This is a genomic window from Pseudomonas sp. BNK-30 (assembly GCF_047456185.1).
GTDB classification, from domain to species: domain Bacteria; phylum Pseudomonadota; class Gammaproteobacteria; order Pseudomonadales; family Pseudomonadaceae; genus Aquipseudomonas; species Aquipseudomonas putida_E.
On record NZ_CP179904.1, the window covers coordinates 4557239 to 4578107 of the forward strand.

The window sequence follows — 20869 nt, forward strand, 5'->3', positions numbered from 1 at the left end:
GGGTTATTTGGTGGCCGGGATCGGCTTGTAAGCAGCGACGAAAGCATCACCGCCGGCGGCATAGAACAAGGCACCTTGACTGGCCTGGGCATTGCCCTTGCTGAACACGATATCCATGCAGGAAATCGATGCCTGGGCATCACTGGCGAAGACCCGGTACAGCACTTCGCTTTCGCCTTCATAGGTGTTGGCCACGGCTTTCATCGTGCGTGGCTTGTGCTGCGTGGGCAGCTTGTAATCTTCGACCAGCTGAAGGATCGGCTGGCGATCGACCTTGGCGTTCTCGCGCAGGATCGATACCGGCGACACCGTCACCAGGTGCCCATTGACCAGATTGGCCCAGACACGGTTGTTATAACCGGGCAGGTAGTCTTTGGTAGCGCGCCGCTGCAGCGGCTGGTCGTTGACCATGCTCAGGACCTCGCCAGCGTTGCGCGGCCTGTCGGCCTCACAGCTCGACATCGGCATCTGCGCGGCATAAGCGCTGCTGATCAAAGTGAAACCGCTCTGTTTGGGCTTGATGCTCTGGGCCATGGTCCAGTTGTAGCTGGCCACCGGCGTGCCAGCGAAATCGACTTGCGGCCGGGCAGCGGCTTTCGTGGGGTTGGTGCGGCCAGGGGTGCTGGCGACGCCCGTACCGGGCATTGCGGTCTCCCGCCCGGTCGGCTTGGCCTGTGCCGGCGTGCTACTGGCCCGAGCGCTGCCGGCAGCCTTGGGTTTGGCTGCGGTCGAGGTGCCATAGTGCAGGTAGCGCGTGTTGCTCGCCTCTGCCTGGGCCCGCATCACCAGGGCCTGTTCGTTGGCCAGCTCGACGATTTCCACTCGGCGGTTCTGGCCACGCAACAGCGGGTCACTGTTGTCGGCAATCGGTCGCGAGGCTCCGGCCCCTTGGTAGTAGATCGCATTGGCGGGAATGCCCGCCTGCAGCATGACCTTGCCCACGGTCTTGGCGCGGCGCTCAGACAGCTTCTGGTTGAACTCGGCGTTACCCACAGCATCACTGTGGCCGACGATCAGCAGGCGACGATCCTGCGACTCCTTGGCGGCGGCCTGCTTATCGGTGGCGGCAGGCTTGGCATACATCTGCGCCAGCTTGGCCACGGCGCGCTGGCCGCTTGGGGTCAACTGGTCAGAGCCGGTGGCGAACATGCCGCTGTCTTCGATCTGGGTCACCAACCCTGCCTGCTCGGGCACAGCGGTTACCACGGCGGCCGAGGCCACGGTCAGCTTCTCGGTGGTGATCTTCAGGTTTTCTTCCTTGGCGATGCGATCCAGCTCCTGCAGTCGGGACTGCCAGACATAACCCACGACGCAACCCACCGCGCCGCCTACGGCAGCACCCGGCAAGATGCCGTCCTTGCCTTTGAGGGCGTAACCGGCAGCCCCCCCGGCCACCACACCGACACCACAGAGCACCGGCATGCCGTAGTCCCTGCCAATGTCTTTGACTTTCTTGGAAATAGTGTCCATCTGCTGAGTGCTGCACCCGGCAGCGGTGATGAAGGCACAGCTTAGCGCTGTAAGGCGAAACACACGGTGCATTGCGGCTCCTTGCCGAAAGAGGACTGAGTGATGGCAACTTGACATGCATTGTCACAGATTATCGTGAATATTGCCCCATCCGATTCGACATCCCACCTGCGGCCTCAAGCCTGACCACTGCCTCACCACGCAACGACTTCAGCCATGACGTTTTTCAATCGACTCGATGCCGTTTCCTGCATTGCCGTGCAGGCCACCGTGCCGGATGCTTTAGTTACTCCAAGAGCTCGTTTTTTCCACCCGCAGAGGCCTGTATGAAGAACGTCGAACAAATCCTCAAGACCAAGTCCCAGCACCAGACCGTCTACACCATCGGCCCTGATGACTCGGTGCTCGACGCCCTGAAAATGCTGGCGGAGAAAAACGTCGGTGCGCTGCCGGTCGTGGAGAACAACCAGGTAGTGGGAATCGTCAGCGAGCGTGACTATGCCCGTAAGCTCGTGCTCAAGGGGCGCTCTTCGGCGGCCACGCCAGTGCGGGAAATCATGAGTGCACCTGTGGTCACGGTGGAGCCCAAGCAGAATCTTGAGTACTGCATGAACCTGATGACCAACCGCCACTTGCGCCACCTGCCAGTGGTCAGCAATGGCGAGCTGCTCGGGCTGCTGTCGATCGGCGACCTGGTCAAGGAAACCATCGCCGAACAGGCCAGCCTGATCCTGCAGCTGGAGCAGTACATCCGCGGCGAATGACCACCCTCAATGGTAGGCGCGCTCCAGTTCGTCCAACTGATGGTCGAAGCTGCGCAGGCGCGCCGACCAGGTGTAAACCAGCACTTCAAGGTCACGATTGAGCACTGCGGTGTTGCCCTGGCCACTGCTCGAGGGCTCGCACAGGTCGAGCTGGTAACGTTCGCGTGCCATGGCCGTGGCCACACTGGAGAGATCGCGGGCGTTGGCCAGCCAGTGATGCTGATGGTCGTGGATCTCGCGGTCCAGCACCCGGCACTGGCGCTTGAGCGCATCCAGGCTTTGCTCCAGGGGTGTGCCCTTGAGCTCGCCCATCACTTCCTCGAAGGTGCGCCCCGAGTGCCAATAGCTGCCCCAGAAATACCGGTCGAAAACCGTCTCTACCCGGCGTAGCGCTACCTTGGTGTTCCAGATGGTCAGCAATGTTCGCCCCTGGATCACCTCGCGCTTGTTCAGGTGCAGTTGCTGCCAGGCGATCCACGTAAGGCCCAGCAGCGCGACCGCCGCCGCGACTGCCGCCGCAGCGTACAGGAACTGCACAGCCTGGCTCATCTGGTGTGTATGGCGGATACCGTAGAAGTAACCGGCCGTCAGGGTGCCCAGGATGGTCACGGTGCACCAGAAACCTGGTGCGTAGGGATCTTTCATCGCGCATATCCCCTTATTGTTTTCCTGAGCATAGCAACGGCCGATCACTCGTCAGGTGCCGCTCGGCGCTTTATTTGCGGGGGCGGCGCAACGCTTCGTTGAGTTGATCGAAGGGCACTGCCCAATCGGAATCTTCAATGATGCTCTCCTTGAGAAAAGCGCGCTGGGAGTCGCTCCAGAACGGCGCATCCACCAGCTTGATCTCGTTTTTCAGCGGTGAATGGCTGGTGATGAACTGATCGATGCTCTGAGGGTCGTCGGGCAAGCCCAACTGCTTGAACAGCTCGGAAAAGTGGTGGGTAGGCGCTTCCATGTTTCCTCCTGGGTACCGGGCGGGCCGTCCACGACGCCAGCCCGGCATTGGTTTGAGAACATCAGCACAGCTCGCGTACTTCGGCTTGCGGCACCAGTTTCAGGTACTGCTCCATGCTCATGTGGATCAGGTGATCGTGGTCACCTGCCTCCAGGTAGACATCGCCCTGGCGGGTAAGACTCGAATCGAGCAGCATCTTTATCTGATAAGCGTCACCCATTGCCGGGATGGCGCCACGCTCGCAGTCACCGAACAAGCTCGGCAGGCCGCTTTCGCGGGTCAGTTGCCAGGCGCCAGACATGCGTACCTTGCTCATGTCCAGGTGCCGATTGGCAGGCAGCACCGCCATGATGTAGTTGCCATGGCGGTCGTCGAGCATGACCGACTTGGCAACCCGCTCGGCCGGCACACCAGCCGTACGCGCCGATTCCAGGCTGGTCGCCGAGTGGGGATGGGGAATGATGTCGTAGTCGCAGTTGGCCTGGTCCAGGCGCTGCTGCAGGGTCTTGGCCATTCGCATGATGCACCTCCGGTTTCGCCCCCATCTCCAATTTTAGGCCCTGCCTGGGCAGGCATGGCTAAACTTGGGGTATAGAAGCGAACAAGGTGACGACAGGTGATCGCTCGCTGCTGGCGCTGGTGGTTATTGGTGCTGATGCTTGGCCTCGCCCCGGGCAGCCAGGCCGCGCCTGGGGCGATCTGGGTGCTGAGCATCGATGATGCCATAGGGCCGGCCAGCGCCGACTATGTGGTGCGCGGCCTGGATCAGGCCAAGGAACAAGGCGCGCAACTGGTGGTGATCCGCATGGATACACCCGGCGGCCTGGACAGCGCCATGCGCCAGATCATCAAGGTCATCCTCGCCAGCCCCGTGCCGGTTGCGACCTTCGTTGCCCCAGGCGGTGCCCGTGCTGCCAGCGCTGGCACCTACATCCTGTATGCCAGCCACGTGGCGGCCATGGCGCCGGGGACCAACCTCGGCGCCGCCACCCCCGTGCAGATTGGCGGCCCTGCAGGTACACCAAAGGATGACAAGGCCAAGCCCGACGCCAATGAACAAGCCCTTGCGCGCAAGCAGGTGAACGATGCAGCCGCTTATATCCGCGGCCTGGCGCAGCTGCGCGGGCGCAACGCCGACTGGGCGGAAAAGGCTGTACGCGAAGCGGTAAGCCTGTCGGCCAGCGAAGCGCTCAAGCAGAAGGTGATCGACCACGTGGCCAACGACCTGCCTGACCTGCTGCGCCAGCTCGACGGCAAGACCCTGATCGCCGCTGATCAGCCGCGCCAGTTGCAGACCCGCGACGCCAACCTGGCCGAGCATCTGCCGGACTGGCGCACGCGCCTCTTGGCCGTGATCACCAACCCCAGCGTGGCACTGATCCTGATCATGATCGGCGTCTATGGCCTGCTGTTCGAGTTCATGAACCCTGGCTCCGGCGTGGGCGGCGTGGTCGGTGGCATCTGCCTGTTGCTGGCGCTGTATGCCCTGCAATTGCTACCGGTGAGCTTTGCCGGTGTCGCGCTGGTCATGCTCGGTATCGCCTTCATGATCGCCGAGGCGTTCCTCCCCAGTTTTGGTGTGGTCGGCTTTGGCGGCATCGTGGCGTTCGTGGTGGGCGCGGTCATCCTGATAGACACCGACGCCCCCGGCTTTGGCATTCCGCTGGCGTTGATCGCGAGCCTGGCGGTGCTCTCGGCATTGTTGAACGGTGGCGTGTTGGGGATGGCCCTCAAAGCTCGCAAGCGGGCCTTGGTCAGCGGTGATGCCGGCCTGGTCGGCAGCCTGGTGAGTGTCTCTCAGGTGGTGGCAGGCAATCCGTTCTGTGGCGCGGTAATGGCCCAGGGCGAACAATGGCAGGTCCAGTGCACTACGCCCTTGCAGCTCGGCCAGCAGGTGCGGGTCACCGCGCGTCATGGCGTGATGCTCGAAGTGAGCGCTGCTGCCCCTACAGCGCAAGGAGAATGACGATGTTCATGCAATTGGGTTTCGGCGCCCTGCTGATGCTGCTGGGCGTCTTACTGCTGTCGGCGTTTCGTATCTTGCGCGAATACGAGCGCGGCGTGGTGTTCCAGCTGGGGCGCTTCTGGCAGGTCAAAGGCCCGGGGCTGATCCTGCTCATCCCCGTGATCCAGCAGATGGTTCGGGTGGACCTGCGCACCGTGGTGCTGGATGTACCGCCGCAGGATGTGATCACCCGCGACAACGTGTCAGTGAAGGTCAATGCGGTGCTGTATTTTCGCGTGCTCGACCCTCAGAAGGCGATCATCCAGGTCGAAGACTTCCTGGTCGCCACCAGCCAGCTGGCGCAGACAACGCTACGTGCGGTGCTGGGCAAACATGAGCTGGACGAGCTGCTGGCCGAGCGCGAGCAGTTGAACCTGGATATTCGCCAGGTGCTGGACGCGCAAACCGATGCCTGGGGCATCAAGGTGGCCAACGTCGAGATCAAGCACGTCGACCTCAACGAATCGATGGTCCGCGCCATTGCCCGTCAGGCCGAAGCCGAGCGTGAACGCCGGGCCAAGGTCATCCACGCCGAAGGGGAACTGCAGGCGTCCGAGAAGTTGATGCAGGCCGCGCAGATGCTCAGCAAGGAGCCGGGGGCCATGCAGTTGCGCTACATGCAGACGCTGGGGTCGATTGCCGGGGACAAGACATCGACCATCGTGTTTCCGATGCCGTTGGACTTGCTCAAGGGGATGATGGACCGAGAGAAATGAGGGGCCTGCGCAAGGCCCCGCAAATCGGTCAGACAGGTGCGCGGCGCAAGGTCGCCAGGAACGTGGCAGCACCAATGAACAAGCCCGCGAACGTCCGGTTCAAACGCTTCTGTTGCTTGGGGGTGCGCAACAGGCGCAGCACCCGCGAAGCCAAGCCGGTATAACCCGCCATCACCAGCATGTCGACGGTGACCATGGTGACCGTGATCGCCACGTATTGTGGCAACAGCGGAGCATGCGGGTTGATGAACTGCGGCAGTACAGCGAGCATGAACACCAGCGCCTTGGGGTTGCTGACGTTGACCAGGAAACCTCGGAACACCAGGCTCAACGGCTTGCCGATCGGACGCACGGCGGACTCATCGGTCATGTCCATCGGCAAAGCGCGCCATTGCTTGTAGGCCAGGTAGACCAGGTAGGCGACGCCGAACCATTTGATGATGGTGAACGCTGTAGCGGAAGCGGCAAGGATGGCGCCGACACCCGCTGCGATGATGGCAATCTGCACGACCAGGCCAATCTGCAGGCCCAGCGCGTTCCAGTAGCCGCGCCAGAAACCATATTGCAGGCCGCTGGACATCGAGGCGATCGCCCCGGCCCCGGGTGAAAGGCTGATCACCCAACACGCGGCAAAGAAGCCCAACCACACTTCCATCGACATCACACACCTCGCTCGAACATATGTTGCAAAACGTTAAGCTAAGGTTTTGGCGAAAAAATAACCAGCGAATTTTGCAGAGTCCAAAGGCAAGCCGGGTATTTCGGGTGTGCTGTAAATGCCCGGCCTGGCATCCGCAAATCCTATAGCGATCTGGCCCTCAAGCCTGCGCCAACCCAGGCTTCAGGACAGCGCCTCAAGCTCGGCCTGCATGCTCTCCAACGTTTCCAGGGCTTGCATCCAGCCTTCCTCGAGTTCGCCTTCACGCTGCTTGAGCTTGCTCTGGCGGGCCAGCAGGTCGCGCAGTTCATCTTTGCGCGCCACCTCGTAGAGGCCGCTGTCGCCCAAGGCGGTTTCGATCTCGGCCATTTGCGCATGCACCTGGTTGAGCTCGGCCTCCAGCTTGTCGGCAGCCTTCTTGTGCGGTGCCAGTTGCTGGCGCAAGGCAGCGGCGGCCTGGCGCTGGGCCTTCTTGTCGGTCTTGTCCGGGTTGGCCGGCGCGTTGCTAGCCGGTGCGCTGCGCTGCCGGTACTCGACCAGCCAACGGCTGTAGTCGTCCAGGTCGCCATCGAAGGTATCGACCTTGCCATCGGCCACCAGCAGGAAATCGTCGGTGGTGCTCTTGAGCAAGTGGCGGTCGTGGGACACGACTACCACGGCACCGGCAAACTCCTGCAACGCCATGGTCAGCGCCAGGCGCATTTCCAGGTCCAGGTGGTTGGTCGGTTCGTCGAGCAGCAGCAGGTTTGGCCGCTCCCAGGCGATCAGGGCCAGCGCCAGGCGGGCTTTTTCGCCCCCGGAGAAATTCACCACCGGCTCGTCCACGCGGTCGCCATGGAAGTCGAACCCGCCGAGGAAGTCACGCAGGGTCTGCTCGCGCTCGGCCGGCGCAATGCGCTGCAAGTGCAACAGCGGGCTGGCCTTGTCGTCCAGCGAGTCCAGCTGATGCTGGGCGAAGTAACCGACTGCCAGGTTCTCACCCAGCACCAGGCGGCCCGACAGCGGCGCTAGTTCGCCGGCAAGGTTCTTGATCAGGGTCGACTTGCCGGCGCCGTTAGGGCCCAGCAGGCCGATGCGCGCACCGGGCACCAGCTGCAGCTTGACCTTGTCGAGGATCGCCTTGTCGCCATAGCCCAGACAGCCTTCGGAAAGGCTCAGCAGCGGGCTGGAAATCTTCTGCGATTCACGGAAAACGAAGTCGAACGGCGAATCGACGTGCGCCGCCGACAGCTCTTCCATGCGCTCCAGGGCCTTGATCCGGCTCTGCGCCTGACGGGCCTTGGTGGCTTGGGCCTTGAAGCGGGCAATGTACTTTTCCATGTGCGCACGCTGGGCCTGTTGCTTCTCGTAGGCTTGCTGCTGCTGCGCCAGGCGCTCGGCACGGGTGCGTTCGAAGGCGGTATAGCCACCCTTGTACAGGTTCAGCTTGCGCTGCTCGACGTGCAATACATGATCGACAACAGCATCCAGGAAATCGCGGTCGTGGGAAATCAGCAACAGCGTGCCCGGGTAGCCCTTGAGCCAGTCTTCGAGCCACAGGATCGCATCGAGGTCCAGGTGGTTGGTCGGTTCGTCGAGCAGCAGCAGGTCGGATGGGCACATCAGGGCCTGGGCCAGGTTCAGACGCATCCGCCAGCCACCGGAGAAGTCGCCGACGCGGCGGTCCATCTGCTCGTTGGTAAAACCAAGACCGGCCAGCAATTTGCGCGCACGGGCATCGGCGGTATAGCCGTCAGCGCTTTCCAGCTCACTGTGCAGGCGTGCCAGGGCCGTGCCGTCGTGGGCCGTCTCGGCCACGGCGAGCTCGGTCTGGACCTTGCGCAGGCGCGCGTCGCCATCGAGCACATAGTCCACGGCCAGGCGATCGAGCGTATCGACCTCCTGACGCATGTGGGCGATGCGCCAGTCACCCGGCAGCTGGCAGTCGCCACCATCAGGCGACAGCTCACCGCGCAGCAAGGCGAACAGGCTGGATTTTCCGGCGCCGTTAGCGCCGATCAGGCCGGCCTTGTGACCGGCGTGCAGGGTCATCTCGGCGCCTTCTAGCAAGCGCTGCGGACCACGCTGTAAAGTGAGGTTGGATAGTCTGATCATGATGGTCGCGGAGTCTACCAGCTTCCTCGACCCGGAGCGTAAGTGGAATCATGTACACCGACCTGTGGAATTACGCCCTGGCCCTGTATGCCCGGCCGGGAGTCGAAGCGGCTTGCCTGAGCGTTCAGGCCCAGGGGGGCGATGTGTGCCTGCTGCTGTGCGCAAGCTGGCTGCAAACCCGAGGTGTCGCCGTAGAAGCCGGGCGAATCGACGCTTTGCGCGCCATTGCCGAGCCTTGGCAAACTGAAGTGGTAACGCCGCTACGCAGTTTGCGCCAGCAATGGCGGACGGCCGCACAGCATGACCTGCACCTGGAGGCGTTGCGTGAGCACGTAAAGGGCTTGGAACTGCAGGCGGAGAAGCGCTTGCTGCAACGCCTTGAGGAATGCGCAAGGCAATGGCCCACGGGCTCGCTTGAGCCCGCAGGCGATTGGCTGGCCAGGCTGGCGCCCGACCAGGTCCGTGGCCACGACTCGCTGGCTCAGCTGCGAGTCGCCGCCACAGGGCTTCAGGAGGCCGAAGACGGCGTCTGAGGCGAGGTGCTTGCCGGTGCCGAGGACGGCGCCGGGGTAGCGGGGCCTGCCGAGTTGGTCACCGCAGGCGTAGCCGGCTTGGCTTCAGCCGGTTTGCTGGCGACCGGCTTGGCAGCGGCAGGTTTGGCCGCAGCCTTGGCCGCAGCCTTGGCCGGAGCTTTGGCGGCTGGCTTGGCTGCAGGCTTGGCTGCAGGCTTGGCGGCAGCTTTCGCAGCGGGCTTGGCTGCAGTGGTTTTAGCCGGCGCTTTGGCCGCGGCCGGTTTAGCCGCAGCCCCTTTGGAAGCGGCTGGTTTGGCGGCAGGCTTGGCAGCAGCGGTTTTGGCCGGGGCCTTGGTGGTAGCTGGCTTGGCCGCAGCAGCGCGCGATGGCGCCTTGGCTGCAGCCACTTTGGCAGCGGCCGGTTTGGCTGCAGGTTTAGCCGCAGCCTTGGCCGGGGCTTTTACGGCAGCAGGCTTGGCAGCAGCGCGCGACGGCGCCTTGGCAGCGGCGGCCTTGGCAGGCGCTTTTGCGGCAGCTTTGGCGGCCGGCCTTGCTGCAGGTTTGGCCGCTGCTCTGGCAGGCGCTTTTGCAGTGGCTGGCTTAGCCGATTTGGCTGCCACAGCCCGCTGGTCCAGTGCCTTGCCAGCAGCCTCACGCACCTTGCCTACACCCTGGGCCAGCTTCAGGCTTTCCTGGGCATCGCGTTTGAGTTGCTGAATATAAGTACGGGTTTGCGTCTGACGCTCTTTGAGCGAGTCGAGCAACGACTCAAGTTCACCAATGGCTTTCTGGGCTTTGCCCTGGGCCTTGGCTTTACCTGCCTTGGCCGCGTCCTGCAACTTCAGGCGACCGTTGTGCAGTTTTTCCTGGGCCTTGCCGCGCTGCTTTTCCAACTTTGCCAGCAGTTTTTCCGCATCAGCCAGCGCTTGCGAGCAGGCATCTTCCAAGTGTTCGAGCAAGCTGCCCGAAAGTTGCTGGAGCAGGTGTAACGGCGTACTTACAGGCTTCTTCTTGGCCGACATGGTTTACCTCCTGGCTGACGAGTTTGCGGCTAATACTATGCTTGTGCTGCTACCGCCGCTAGGGCATGTTGACAGTATCGTTGGCGCCGCGTTGCATGCCTGGGCAAAGTTGTTGTCTTGCAGCTGCGTGAAAGTGTAGTTGCTTAGCAAATCGTTGCCGACATTTACGCAAATCGAAGCAACAAGGCTGGCATACTTCGCAGCTCTTGAGCTCGGAGTTGACCATGCCTCGTTATCTTCTTATCGGCCTGTGCCTGGCGGCTCCTATCGCACTCGCCGCCCCCGAAACGGCTCCTGCCAGCGATCACGAGGTGGCCTACAGCCTGGGCGCAAGCCTTGGAGAGCGACTGCGCCAGGAAGTGCCTGGATTGCAGCTGGAGGCGTTGGTTGAAGGCCTTCGCCAGTCCTATCAGAACCAGCCCCTCAAACTCGACAAGGCTCGCATGCAAGCCATTCTTCAGCAGCATGAAGAACAGACGAACAACGCCGCCGTGCAAGCCGAAGTGGAAAAACTGCAAGCTATCGAGGCGCGTTTCATGGCCAATGAACGCGCACGCGCCGGTGTGCATGAGCTGCCTGAGGGCGTGCTCTACAGTGAACTGAAAAGTGGTATCGGCGCGCAGCCCAACCCCAAGGGCAAGGTGCAAGTACGCTATGTAGGCAAGTTGCCTGACGGCACGGTGTTCGATCAGAACCTGCAGCCACAGTGGTTCAGCCTGGACTCGGTCATCGAAGGGTGGCAGGTGGCGTTGCCACACATGAAAGCAGGAGCGAAATGGCGCCTGGTGATCCCCTCGGCACAAGCCTACGGTGCCGAGGGCGCGGGTAATCTGATCGCGCCCTATACACCTCTGGTGTTCGAAATCGAGCTGCTGGCGGTCGGCGGCTGACGTCGACCCTCAGGCCTGGACCGCGTCTTCTTCCTTGTGCGCGTTGTGCAACACCTCGATCAGGCAGTCTTCGAGCTCGAAGCGTTCGTGCAGCAGGCTGCCGAGCTTGCCGAGTTTATCGGCGAAGCGCTCAGTGTCCTTGCAATCACCTTTCTCGCAATGGTCATTGAAAGCCAGCGCAATCTGGGTAATGTCATTGATCCGCGGGTTGATCTCTTCAGCCAGCTTCAGCGCTTTCTGGTCACCAAACGCCTTGGCCTCGGTGACCAGTTGTTCACTGACCTCGAAATGCCAGGCTGACACGTAATCGACAAGCACCGCACAAAAGTCGCGGCTCTTGTCCTTGTCCGCAAATGCCGGCTTGGCATCGCGCAAGGCACCGAAGGCCTGAACCAACTCCTCCCGCTCCTTGAGCCAGGTGTCGATCAGCTTGTGAACCCCACCCCAGCGTTCCTGGGCGTTCTGACAACTATCGAGCATGGCGATCTCTTCCCTTCTGGGTAGATGCCGCTGCACCTCGCACCCCGATCGTGCGGTACAAAGGTGACATCAGCAGGACGGCATCGAGCAGTTGTGTTTTTGGTATGCGTGCTGGGAGATTATTCCCGCGCGTGCTGCCCTTCAAGGTACGCAGCAGACAAAGTTCATACAAGTGTTTAATACCCTGGGGTATCACCACTGGTCGTGCCGGCTACCGCAGCCGCGCCAACTCAAGCTTTGCCCAGTGTGCGGAAACGATACGCCAGCAGGCAGGTCAAGGGCAGCACTGCCAGCAGCAAGAAGGCCAGCAGGCTCCATTCGGGCAAGGTCAGGTCAAGAAAGCTCCAGGTCAACGAGCTGCAATCGGGGCCGCCGAGCAAGAGTTGACGGGCCGCTTCACGCCAGGAGCTTTCCACTACATGCCAGAAAGGCGCCGGGCACTCGTGGCTTGTACCAATTTCCCCTTGTATCCAGACATGCCTGGCCGCCAGCAGGGCCCCGGCTGCCGAACAGCCCAGGGCTGCTCGCGCATACTGGCACACAGCGGCAACGCCCGACGCATGCACAGCCGCACACAGGCAGATCATGGCATACACACCCAACAGAAACCGCTGGCTGAAGCACAGCGGGCAAGGCACCAGACCGAGGGTGCGCTCCAGGTAAAAGGACGCGACCAGCACCGCCAACGAGGCAAGGCAGGCCGGTAGAAAAAACGTGCGCAAGCGGGCCGGCAACATGAAAGGTGGTGGTCCCGGGGCAAATTGAGTGGCTTGGAACGGTAGAGGAAAGATGTGCTTTGTTTCAAGGCACTACAGGGGAGATAAGTCACTGAGGGGTAGAAGAAATTTCCACTCGCATTGTGGGAAATTTCTTGCGAAGCGCATTTCAGAAGAAAACAGGTATCGCGAGACTCACCAACCACCCCATGAGCCCGCCTTCAGTGCGGGCTCATGGGGCCTCTCAGGCGCGCACGGCCTCGGGCAATGGCAGGGCCAACAACCGCTCATCAAGCAGGCCCAGGCCTTCCTGGAACAGCTGGTTACTGCGTTCGGTCTCACCGAGGCCAGCCAGCAGCCGGGCCAGTTCGGCGCAGGTTTCCGGGTTGCGCTCCATGCGCAAGCTGCTTTCCAGGTAATCGCGCGCCTTGCCCCAAAGGCGGTTCTGCAAGCAAAGGCGTCCAAGCGTCAGCAACAGGCTCGGGTCCTGGGGATGCGCCTTGAGCCAGCCCTCGGCTGTTTGCAGTTGACGCGCCGGATCATCGCCGCGCACCAGGCCATACAGGCGCGCAAGGTGGCTTTCGTAGTCACGCTTGAGGGCAGCGCGTAGTACCTGTTCGGCTTCGCCTTGAGCGCCCACCTGGCGCAGTTGTTCGGCATAAGCCAGCACCAACCGGGGCTCCTGACGCTGGGCCGCAGTCAGCTGTTGCCAGGCGCGCTCCAACGACTGACGGGCGCTTTGCTCATCGTCGCCACGGGCTGCCGCAAGCCCCAGGTTCTGACCCCAGGCACGCTGTTCCAGTGCAGCGAGTTCCTCGGCCGGCAGCACTTTGCCCTTGCGCAAGTCGGGCAACAGGCGAATCAACGCCGACCAGTCGCCGCGCTCCAGATACAGGCGCTGCAACAAGCGCAAGACCTGATTGTTGTGCGGGTGCCGCTCCTGCATGGCCAGCAGGGCTTCCAGGGCGCCATCGCTTTCGCCACGGTCCATCTGCAATTGCGCATGGGCCAGGGCGACCGCCAGTTCCGCCTGGGGCTGACGCTCCAGTGCACGCTCGAGCAGGTTGTCCCTGTCTTCCGTTCGCCCCTGTTCATTGGCCGCACGCGCGGCACCGAGGTAATACAGCAATGGCTGGCGTTCGGCCTCGGCGGCGCGGTGCAAGTGACGTTGGGCGCTGGCCCAACGACCCTCGGCGAGGTCCAGCTGGCCCTGCTCGATTGCGATGCGAATGCGACGGCTGCGGTTGCGTCGCGACCAGGGGTTGACCACACCACTGGACGTCAGCACCAGCCCAACCAGATAGCGCAGCAGCCACAACAGTGCGAGCACGGCAACCAGCGCCGCGAGCGCCGCCCACAGCCCGGACTGGTAACGGAAGCCACCGTAGGAAATCAATACGTAGCCGCTGTGCTTGGCCACCGCGATGCCCAGTGCCGCAGCGATCACGATCGCCAGCACGGCCAGCAGGTACACACGTTTCATGGTTTGCCCCCCTCACCCTCGGCAGGCAGATGGCGGCGCTGGATATACGCCTGCACCGCAGCCAGGCTTTCGCTCAGGTCCGGGGTAACCACCGACACCGGTTGCTCGGCCAGCGCATTGAGGCTTTCGAGCATGGCCTTGCTCTGCGGGTTGTCAGCGTTGAAATTGGCCACCAGCACACTGCGCGCATCATCCAGCGCCTGGGTGTAGACCTTGGCGTCGCCATTGAGCGCAGCCCACTGGGCTTGCTCGATGGTCAGGCTCAGGGCCAGGCGCAACTGGTTGAGCGACTGCCCGGCCAGCAACGGACGGACGTTGTCGTCGGCGTTGAAATCGATCTGGAAGTACTTGGAAATCTCCGCCCACCACTGCGCCAGGCGGCTGGCGCCATCGCCATCGGCGGTCAAAGCACCGACGGCATCGGCATCGCTGTCGAATTCCGGCGACTGGGCGTTGAGCTGCTGCACCAACTCCCGCTGGGCAGCCAGCTTCAGATACAAACCGGTACGGTCCGGCTGCTGGGTGCTGTTGAGCGTTGCCAGGCTACGCGCCAACTGCTCCCGCGCGGCAAACGAGCCAGGGTCGCTCTGCTCGCGCAGGATTTCGTCGGCGCCTTCGACCAGGGCCTTGGCGCTGGTGATGTCCTGCAGGGCCGAAAGCCGCAGGGTGGCCAGGCGCAACAGGTGCTCGGCCTCGGCCAGGCGCCATTCCTTGCGGCTTTCGCCAAGCACGGTTTCAAGCCGCTGGCTCAAGCGCTGCTGGTCACCCTGCAACTGCGCCACCAGGCGGCGGCGGTCTTCCAGTTCGCTGGCTGCCGGCAGGCTGGCCAACTGGGCACTGATCTGTTGCTCGCGCTGCTGCAGTGCAGCGGCACGCTGGCTAAGCGCCTCGAGGTGCTCACCCTGGCTCAGCTCACTGCCTTGCAGATGCCGCACCTGCCAGACACCCCACCCGCCCACTGCGACCCCAGCGGCACCCACCAACAATGCCAGCAAGGCCAGGCCTGTGCCGGAACGTTTGGCAGGTGGGGGGGTGACGGGTTGCGTCGGCTCCTGCGCCGACGGCTGATCATTGTGGGACAAGACAGTTTCGCTCACGTATCCATCCTTTGCATGGGGGCGCGTCGCTCTGAGCTTAGCGCCTTAAGAGGCAGGTGCAGCGCTGCGCTGCACGGCTGCCAGCAAGGCCGTGGCACTCGCGCCACGGCAATCCACAATCTGTTGTGCCCCTGCGGCCCTGGCCTGCTCGGCCACCCTGGGGCTCGGCACGAACAAGGGCAAGCGCGCCACACGCGGCCAATCGGCAGCGGCCATCCGTTGCAGGTGTTCAAGACCCTGCCCACTGCTGACCACCACGCCGTTCAGGCGTTCCGCTTCGATGCGACCCACCAGCGTGCCCGCCGGATACACCGGCAGACAACGACGATACAGTTCCAGATAATCGACACTAGCACCTTGCTCTGCAAGACGCTCGGCCAGCAGTTCGCGACCCCCTACACCACGCACGATCAGGACACGTGGCGCAGGCCCCGCCATAGCCTCGTGCAAGGCCGGGAGCGTGAGCAAGGCTTCGCTGTCGTCACCCTGTGCAGGGTAAGTCACCGTCAGCCCCGCAGACTGCAACACCGCCGCCGTGGCTTCACCTACAGTGAACCATCCGGCTGAAGGGGGCTGCAGCCCTGCTTGTGCGAGTTGCGCAAGCAGCAACCTGGCTGCAGGTTTACTGACCACGATCATGGCCTGGCACTGCCCTAGCCCGGCAAGCTGCTGGCGCTGCCGAGCGTCCGGTTGCACTGGCTCGATCGCCAGCAAGGGCAGGCAGGCGCTGGCAATGCCGGCAGCTGCCAGCGTCTGCGCCAGCGCCGCGCAGTCCTCTTCAGGACGGGTCAGCAACAGGCGCCAGGGGCTCACGGGTGCCCGGCCTCACCGTAGACTTCCTTGAGAATGGCCGCGGCACCTTGGCCCAGCAGGTCTTCGGCCACCTGCACCCCCAACGTTTCGGCGGATGCCCGCGGTGCACGGGCGTCAGCCACCAGCAGGGTCCCACCGCTGGGCTGGCCAACCAGCCCGCGCAGCCATAGTTGCTCGCCTTCGAGCACGGCATAGCAGGCAATCGGTACCTGGCAGCCGCCGTTCAAGTGCTTGTTCAACGCTCGTTCGGCCACCACACGGTCAGCGGTATCGGCGTGGTGCAAAGGCGCCAACAGCGCATGGATCTCGCTGTCTGCGCTACGGCATTCGATGCCCACTGCGCCCTGGCCACCGGCCGGCAGGCTGTCGTCGACGCTGATGCTGGCGGTGATGCGCTCTTCGAAGCCCAGGCGGATCAGGCCCGCCGCGGCAAGGATGATGGCGTCATACTCACCGGCATCGAGCTTGGCCAGGCGAGTGTTGACGTTGCCGCGCAGAAAGCGGATTTGCAGGTCAGGGCGGCGCGCCAGCAACTGGGCCTGACGGCGCAGGCTGGAGGTGCCGACGATGCTACCGGCAGGCAGAGCCTCAAGGCTGGGAAAATGGTTGGAAACGAAGGCATCGCGCGGGTCTTCACGTTCACAGATGCAGTACAGACCCAGGCCTTCGGGGAAGTCCATGGGTACGTCCTTCATCGAATGCACGGCGATGTCGGCCTCATTGTCCAGCAGGGCGGTTTCCAGCTCCTTGACGAACAGGCCTTTGCCGCCGATCTTCGCCAGCGGCGCGTCGAGCAGTTTGTCGCCGCGGCTGACCATGGGCACCAGAGTCACCAGAAGGCCAGGGTGCGCCTGTTCGAGGCGGGCTTTGACGTATTCGGCCTGCCACAGGGCCAAGGCACTTTTACGGGTGGCAATGCGGATTTCGCGAGTGGACATGGAACGCCCCAATACTTAGGAATGCCGCCGATGATAACAGCTCCGTCGGTATCGCTAGCAGATGTGGGTCACGATCCAGTTTTGCCTTGTGCGCCCTCATCGCCGTTTGCCGGAGATGAGGGCCCTGCAGGGCTCAGAGCGTCTGCATCATCTTGCGTACGCCAGCCACATGCCGGCGGCTGACAGTCAAGGCATCACCATCCAGGCCTTTGAGGAACAGTTGAAAATGCCCAAGCGGCGTGCGCTGCAGGCGTTCGATGCGCTCGCGGGCTACCAGGGCGTTGCGGTGGATACGCACGAAGCGTTCGCCGAACTCATCTTCCAGGGCCTTGAGCGGCTCATCAAGCAGCACTTCACCTGCTTCATGGCGCAACGTCACATATTTGTGGTCGGCGATGAAATAGATCACCTGCGGCAAAGGGATCAGCTCGATGCCCTTGCGCGTACGCGCGCTGATATGGCTGCGCGGGCCACCCCCTTCACTGCCCGGCCGGGTCAGCGCCGCCAACTGCGTACGGCTGGGTTTCTCAGCCTTGCGCAAGGCATCGCGCAGGGCATGGGGATGGATCGGTTTGGTTACATGGCTGAGGGTGCTGTCCGTGAAAGCCTCTGCGCCGTATTCATCGTCACCGGTGCAGAACACCACCGACGGTGGCGCTTCGCGCTCGCACAGGCGGGCCGCGACCTGCAGGCCATCGAGGCCCGGCATGCCGATGTCCAGCAGGACCACATCGGGCTTGAGGCTTTCGATCAGGGCCAGGGCCTCCTCGCCGTTGGTGGCGCTGGGCTCCAGCACGGTGTACCCCTCCAGTTCCCCGAATAACCGCGTCAAGCGTTCACGGGCTTGGGGTTCGTCATCAACGATCAGGACATTCATAATTGCTCTGGATTCCTGAGTGAGTCTCGCACAGGTATAGCGTAGACAGTTGCAGGTCGAGCGACACTGCGGTCACGCTCTAGACCAATACGATGGCCAAAGATTCACTGCGCCGGCAGATTCGCTGCCAGTCCTTTGTCCAACTGTAGACGGTCCGTGGAACACTGCCGTTCAATCGTTGAATATCGTCTTCACCTGCATTGAGCGCTGTTTTCTGCAGATTTCTGTCGACCGGCGTCCTTCGGCCACAAGCCCAACCCTGCTATTATCGGCGCCACTTTTTCGTTCACGCCTTCAACGAGTGAATCCATGAGCACCGACAAGACCAATCAGTCCTGGGGCGGCCGCTTCAGTGAACCCGTCGACGCCTTCGTCGCCCGCTTCACCGCCTCGGTCGATTTCGACAAGCGCCTGTACCGCCACGACATCATGGGTTCGATCGCCCACGCCACCATGCTGGCGCAGGTCGGTGTACTCAGCGATGCCGAGCGCGACACCATCATCGATGGCCTGAACACCATCCAGGGTGAAATCGAAGCCGGCAATTTCGACTGGCGCGTCGACCTCGAAGACGTGCACATGAACATCGAAGCACGCCTGACCGACCGCATCGGCATTACCGGCAAGAAGCTGCACACCGGCCGTAGCCGCAACGACCAGGTCGCCACCGACATCCGCCTGTGGCTGCGCGACGAGATCGACCTGATTCTGGCCGAGATCACCCGCCTGCAGCAGGGCCTGCTGGAACAGGCCGAGCGTGAAGCCGAAACCATCATGCCGGGCTTCACCCACCTGCAGACCGCTCAGCCAGTCACCTTCGGCCACCACCTGCTGGCCTGGTTCGAAATGCTCAGCCGTGACTACGAGCGCCTGGTCGACTGCCGCAAGCGCGCCAACCGCATGCCTCTGGGCAGCGCTGCGCTGGCTGGCACCACCTACCCGATCGACCGCGAGCTGACCTGCAAGCTATTGGGTTTCGAAGCCGTTGCCGGCAACTCGCTGGATGGCGTTTCGGACCGTGATTTCGCCATCGAATTCTGCGCTGCCGCCAGCGTGGCGATGATGCACCTGTCGCGCTTCTCCGAAGAGCTGGTGCTGTGGACCAGCGCCCAGTTCCAGTTCGTCGATCTGCCCGACCGTTTCTGCACTGGCAGCTCGATCATGCCGCAGAAGAAGAACCCGGACGTGCCGGAGCTGGTGCGTGGCAAGAGCGGCCGTGTGTTCGGCGCCCTGACCGGCCTGCTGACCTTGATGAAAGGCCAGCCGCTGGCCTACAACAAGGACAACCAGGAAGACAAGGAGCCGCTGTTCGACGCCGCCGATACCCTGCGCGATTCGCTGCGTGCCTTTGCCGACATGATCCCAGCCATCAAGCCACGCCACGCGATCATGCGCGAAGCGGCCCTGCGCGGCTTCTCTACCGCCACCGACCTGGCCGACTACCTGGTGCGCCGCGGCCTGCCGTTCCGTGATTGCCACGAAATCGTCGGCCATGCCGTGAAGTATGGCGTCGACACCGGCAAGGACCTGGCCGAGATGAGCCTGGACGAACTGCGCCAGTTCAGCGACCAGATCGAGCAGGATGTATTCGCCGTGCTGACCCTGGAAGGCTCGGTGAATGCCCGCGACCACATTGGCGGCACTGCGCCAGCGCAGGTGCGCGCTGCCGTTGTACGTGGCAAGGCGCTGCTGGCTTCGCGCTAAGCGCCATTGCGAGGGCTTGGCCCTCGATCGCCGGCAAGCCGGCTCCCACTCGACCGCATCGGCTTCAAGCCCTGTGCAGTACCAGTAGGAGCCGGCATGCCGGCGATTGGGCTGCAAGGCAGCCCTGGTCTTCAGCGCTTACCGCTGCGAATCATCTCCATGAAGGCCGGCATCGCCGCCTCCTTGTCTGCCACGATCCGCGCCATGTGCGGGTTTTCGTGCATTTTCTGCAGCAGCGCCTTGGCCTCAGGGAAGTCGGCGAGGAAGTCGACGTTCAGCACCTTCTTGCCTACTGCACAAGCCAGGTCGACCGAGAAGCAGAACATCAGGTCGGCAATCGTCAGTTGTTCACCGGCTACATAGGGTGCAAAACGGCCATTGCGCTTCAACGTGGCGAACCCCGCCAGCAGATCCGCACGCGCGCGCTCCTTGATCAAGGGCTCTACCGCCGCGCCAAAGAACGACTCGGCATAGCAGGTACGGGCCGGCAGCTCGATGTACAGCTCGATCTCCTTGAGCAGCTCGCGCACCTTGGCCTGCTCGAACGGATCGGCTGGCAGCAGCGCCTTACCCGGCTGGGTCTGCTCGATATAGTCGAGAATCACACCGGTTTCGCTGAGCAAGCCGTGTTCGGTCTGCAGCACCGGCACTTTGCCGCGCGGGCTGACGTCCAGCGCCTGAGCCGTCTGACCACCATAGAAGGTGACCTCTTCGAACGGCAGGCCCTTTTCCAGCAGGGCCAGCTTGACCATGTTGTAGTAGTTGCTGACCGAGAATCCGTGAAGCTTGAGCATGGGGTAACAGCCTCCAGGCCGTAGGGGGTTGGCCGGGCTTTTATAGCTCGTTACGCCAGTGCCTGACCAGCGTCATGCACCCGGTCGATGACCGGGCATTGCCGACGCGGGCATGGCACACTGTGTGCCCAATCACAGGAGTAGCGCCATGAGCGAGCCCACCGACATCGACAATGACGACGAAGCCTTCGCCGAGGCGACGCTGACCCAGGCCATCGAAAACCAGATCGAAAGCGGCGAACCGCCGGCAGCCAAGGCTACGTTCAACAAGCTGAGCCTGGTTGGCTACGAGCGCGAAGACATCCTCAACCTCATGGCCCACGTGCTGGCCATCGAGATCGACAACATGCTCGACGAGGACCGTCCGTTCAACACCGAGTGGTACGAAACCGCCCTGCGCGCTCTGCCCGAGCTGCCACCTGAGGCAGATCAAGGCGAGGACGAATAACCCGGCTACACTCCAGGGTCAGGCACCGCTGGCGGTGCCGCCATCCTCGTCTGGAAGTCAGGAGTCGCCATGTCCTTCACCCCCGAACTGATTGCTGAACTGGAAGTCCTTGCCCTGTTCAACCTGGACAGCAGCCAGGAAGGCATCAAGATTCACGCCAATGCCTCCCCCGCACTGGTCGCAGCAGCTCGACGCCTGCATGAAAAGCAATTGACCGATCAGCCCGATGGCGGTTACCTCACCAGCCTTGGGCATGACGCAGTCGAAAGCGTGCAACTGCTGCTGAACATTCTCAAGTCGCCCCAGCCGGCATAAACCTGCCCCGCCCCATCGCTGGCAAGCCGGCGATGGGGCCCGCCAAGGCGCAAGAAAAATGGCGTCAAAACTCCAATTGCCGCTTATCCGAGTGCATTACTCAGGCTAAACTCGC

General features: G+C 62.7%; 23 protein-coding genes. 8 read left to right on the forward strand and 15 right to left on the reverse strand.

Annotation, left to right across the window (positions count from 1 at the left end; all coding sequences use genetic code 11):
* Positions 1-3: 3 nt before the first annotated feature.
* A complete protein-coding gene (locus ACMGGN_RS21080) occupies positions 4-1542 on the reverse strand; it encodes an OmpA family protein (protein ID WP_115273321.1) in 1539 nt (512 codons plus the stop codon).
* A 254-nt stretch (positions 1543-1796) separates the two neighbouring features.
* On the opposite strand from ACMGGN_RS21080, the gene ACMGGN_RS21085 reads away from it, so the two are divergent.
* On the forward strand, positions 1797-2234 hold the full coding sequence (locus ACMGGN_RS21085; protein ID WP_012312219.1) for a CBS domain-containing protein: 438 nt from the start codon (positions 1797-1799) through the stop codon (positions 2232-2234).
* Between the two features lie 6 nt (positions 2235-2240).
* Here the strand turns inward: ACMGGN_RS21085 and ACMGGN_RS21090 are convergent, their stop codons facing one another.
* The 3 genes from ACMGGN_RS21090 to ACMGGN_RS21100 form a co-directional block, all read right to left on the reverse strand.
* Entirely contained in the window at positions 2241-2879 is a 639-nt protein-coding gene (locus tag ACMGGN_RS21090; RefSeq protein ID WP_115273320.1) for an NADH:ubiquinone oxidoreductase subunit N, read from the reverse strand.
* Positions 2880-2949: 70 nt separating this feature from the next.
* Positions 2950-3192 (reverse strand): DUF2789 domain-containing protein, encoded by a 243-nt coding sequence (locus ACMGGN_RS21095; protein WP_012312217.1) that lies wholly within the window; start codon positions 3190-3192, stop codon positions 2950-2952.
* A 61-nt stretch (positions 3193-3253) separates the two neighbouring features.
* On the reverse strand, positions 3254-3712 hold the full coding sequence (locus ACMGGN_RS21100; RefSeq protein WP_039601719.1) for an aminoacyl-tRNA deacylase: 459 nt from the start codon (positions 3710-3712) through the stop codon (positions 3254-3256).
* Between the two features lie 96 nt (positions 3713-3808).
* Between ACMGGN_RS21100 and ACMGGN_RS21105 the strand changes: the two genes are divergently transcribed.
* A complete protein-coding gene (locus tag ACMGGN_RS21105) occupies positions 3809-5158 on the forward strand; it encodes an NfeD family protein (RefSeq protein WP_414156269.1) in 1350 nt (449 codons plus the stop codon).
* Between the two features lie 2 nt (positions 5159-5160).
* On the forward strand, positions 5161-5913 hold the full coding sequence (locus ACMGGN_RS21110; RefSeq protein ID WP_012312214.1) for a slipin family protein: 753 nt from the start codon (positions 5161-5163) through the stop codon (positions 5911-5913).
* Between the two features lie 28 nt (positions 5914-5941).
* Here the strand turns inward: ACMGGN_RS21110 and ACMGGN_RS21115 are convergent, their stop codons facing one another.
* Both ACMGGN_RS21115 and ACMGGN_RS21120 read right to left on the reverse strand, forming a co-directional pair.
* The gene (locus ACMGGN_RS21115) at positions 5942-6574 is read right to left on the reverse strand and encodes a LysE family transporter (RefSeq protein ID WP_012312213.1); all 633 of its coding nucleotides are present in this window, start codon (positions 6572-6574) and stop codon (positions 5942-5944) included.
* 180 nt (positions 6575-6754) lie between these two features.
* Positions 6755-8665: an ATP-binding cassette domain-containing protein gene (locus ACMGGN_RS21120; protein WP_414156270.1), complete on the reverse strand. Its 1911-nt coding sequence runs from the start codon at positions 8663-8665 to the stop codon at positions 6755-6757.
* Positions 8666-8715: 50 nt separating this feature from the next.
* Between ACMGGN_RS21120 and ACMGGN_RS21125 the strand changes: the two genes are divergently transcribed.
* Positions 8716-9198 (forward strand): TIGR02444 family protein, encoded by a 483-nt coding sequence (locus ACMGGN_RS21125; protein WP_414156271.1) that lies wholly within the window; start codon positions 8716-8718, stop codon positions 9196-9198.
* On the opposite strand, the gene ACMGGN_RS21130 is transcribed toward ACMGGN_RS21125, so the two are convergent.
* Complete coding sequence (locus tag ACMGGN_RS21130) at positions 9174-10199, reverse strand: AlgP family protein (protein WP_414156272.1); 1026 nt, start codon at positions 10197-10199, stop codon at positions 9174-9176. The two genes, ACMGGN_RS21125 and ACMGGN_RS21130, sit on opposite strands and share 25 nt — an antisense overlap.
* A 224-nt stretch (positions 10200-10423) precedes the next feature.
* On the opposite strand from ACMGGN_RS21130, the gene ACMGGN_RS21135 reads away from it, so the two are divergent.
* Positions 10424-11089, forward strand: a complete 666-nt coding sequence (locus tag ACMGGN_RS21135; RefSeq protein ID WP_414156273.1) for an FKBP-type peptidyl-prolyl cis-trans isomerase — start codon at positions 10424-10426, stop codon at positions 11087-11089.
* Between the two features lie 9 nt (positions 11090-11098).
* Here ACMGGN_RS21135 and ACMGGN_RS21140 read toward each other — a convergent pair whose 3' ends face one another.
* The 7 genes from ACMGGN_RS21140 to ACMGGN_RS21170 form a co-directional block, all read right to left on the reverse strand.
* A complete protein-coding gene (locus ACMGGN_RS21140; RefSeq protein WP_046786962.1) occupies positions 11099-11569 on the reverse strand; it encodes an Rsd/AlgQ family anti-sigma factor in 471 nt (156 codons plus the stop codon).
* A 230-nt stretch (positions 11570-11799) separates the two neighbouring features.
* Positions 11800-12306, reverse strand: a complete 507-nt coding sequence (locus tag ACMGGN_RS21145) for a disulfide bond formation protein B (RefSeq protein WP_046786961.1) — start codon at positions 12304-12306, stop codon at positions 11800-11802.
* A 223-nt stretch (positions 12307-12529) separates the two neighbouring features.
* Complete coding sequence (locus ACMGGN_RS21150) at positions 12530-13768, reverse strand: heme biosynthesis protein HemY (RefSeq protein WP_237859749.1); 1239 nt, start codon at positions 13766-13768, stop codon at positions 12530-12532.
* On the reverse strand, positions 13765-14865 hold the full coding sequence (locus tag ACMGGN_RS21155; RefSeq protein WP_414156274.1) for a uroporphyrinogen-III C-methyltransferase: 1101 nt from the start codon (positions 14863-14865) through the stop codon (positions 13765-13767). The genes ACMGGN_RS21150 and ACMGGN_RS21155 overlap by 4 nt, the downstream gene beginning before the upstream one ends.
* A gap of 45 nt (positions 14866-14910) precedes the next feature.
* Entirely contained in the window at positions 14911-15678 is a 768-nt protein-coding gene (locus ACMGGN_RS21160) for a uroporphyrinogen-III synthase (RefSeq protein ID WP_115273314.1), read from the reverse strand.
* On the reverse strand, positions 15675-16616 hold the full coding sequence (gene hemC / locus ACMGGN_RS21165; protein ID WP_046786957.1) for a hydroxymethylbilane synthase: 942 nt from the start codon (positions 16614-16616) through the stop codon (positions 15675-15677). Before hemC ends, ACMGGN_RS21160 begins: the two co-directional genes overlap by 4 nt.
* Positions 16617-16749: 133 nt before the next feature.
* A complete protein-coding gene (locus ACMGGN_RS21170) occupies positions 16750-17493 on the reverse strand; it encodes a LytR/AlgR family response regulator transcription factor (protein WP_115273313.1) in 744 nt (247 codons plus the stop codon).
* A 309-nt stretch (positions 17494-17802) separates the two neighbouring features.
* Here ACMGGN_RS21170 and argH point away from each other — a divergent pair, with 309 nt between their 5' ends.
* The gene (gene argH / locus ACMGGN_RS21175) at positions 17803-19197 is read left to right on the forward strand and encodes an argininosuccinate lyase (protein ID WP_115273312.1); all 1395 of its coding nucleotides are present in this window, start codon (positions 17803-17805) and stop codon (positions 19195-19197) included.
* A gap of 131 nt (positions 19198-19328) precedes the next feature.
* On the opposite strand, the gene ACMGGN_RS21180 is transcribed toward argH, so the two are convergent.
* A complete protein-coding gene (locus ACMGGN_RS21180; protein ID WP_046786955.1) occupies positions 19329-19991 on the reverse strand; it encodes a glutathione S-transferase in 663 nt (220 codons plus the stop codon).
* 148 nt (positions 19992-20139) lie between these two features.
* On the opposite strand from ACMGGN_RS21180, the gene ACMGGN_RS21185 reads away from it, so the two are divergent.
* Together ACMGGN_RS21185 and ACMGGN_RS21190 are read left to right on the forward strand one after the other, a co-directional pair.
* Complete coding sequence (locus ACMGGN_RS21185) at positions 20140-20439, forward strand: hypothetical protein (protein WP_046786954.1); 300 nt, start codon at positions 20140-20142, stop codon at positions 20437-20439.
* Between the two features lie 69 nt (positions 20440-20508).
* Positions 20509-20754, forward strand: a complete 246-nt coding sequence (locus tag ACMGGN_RS21190; protein WP_012312198.1) for a TIGR02647 family protein — start codon at positions 20509-20511, stop codon at positions 20752-20754.
* Positions 20755-20869: the final 115 nt, after the last annotated feature.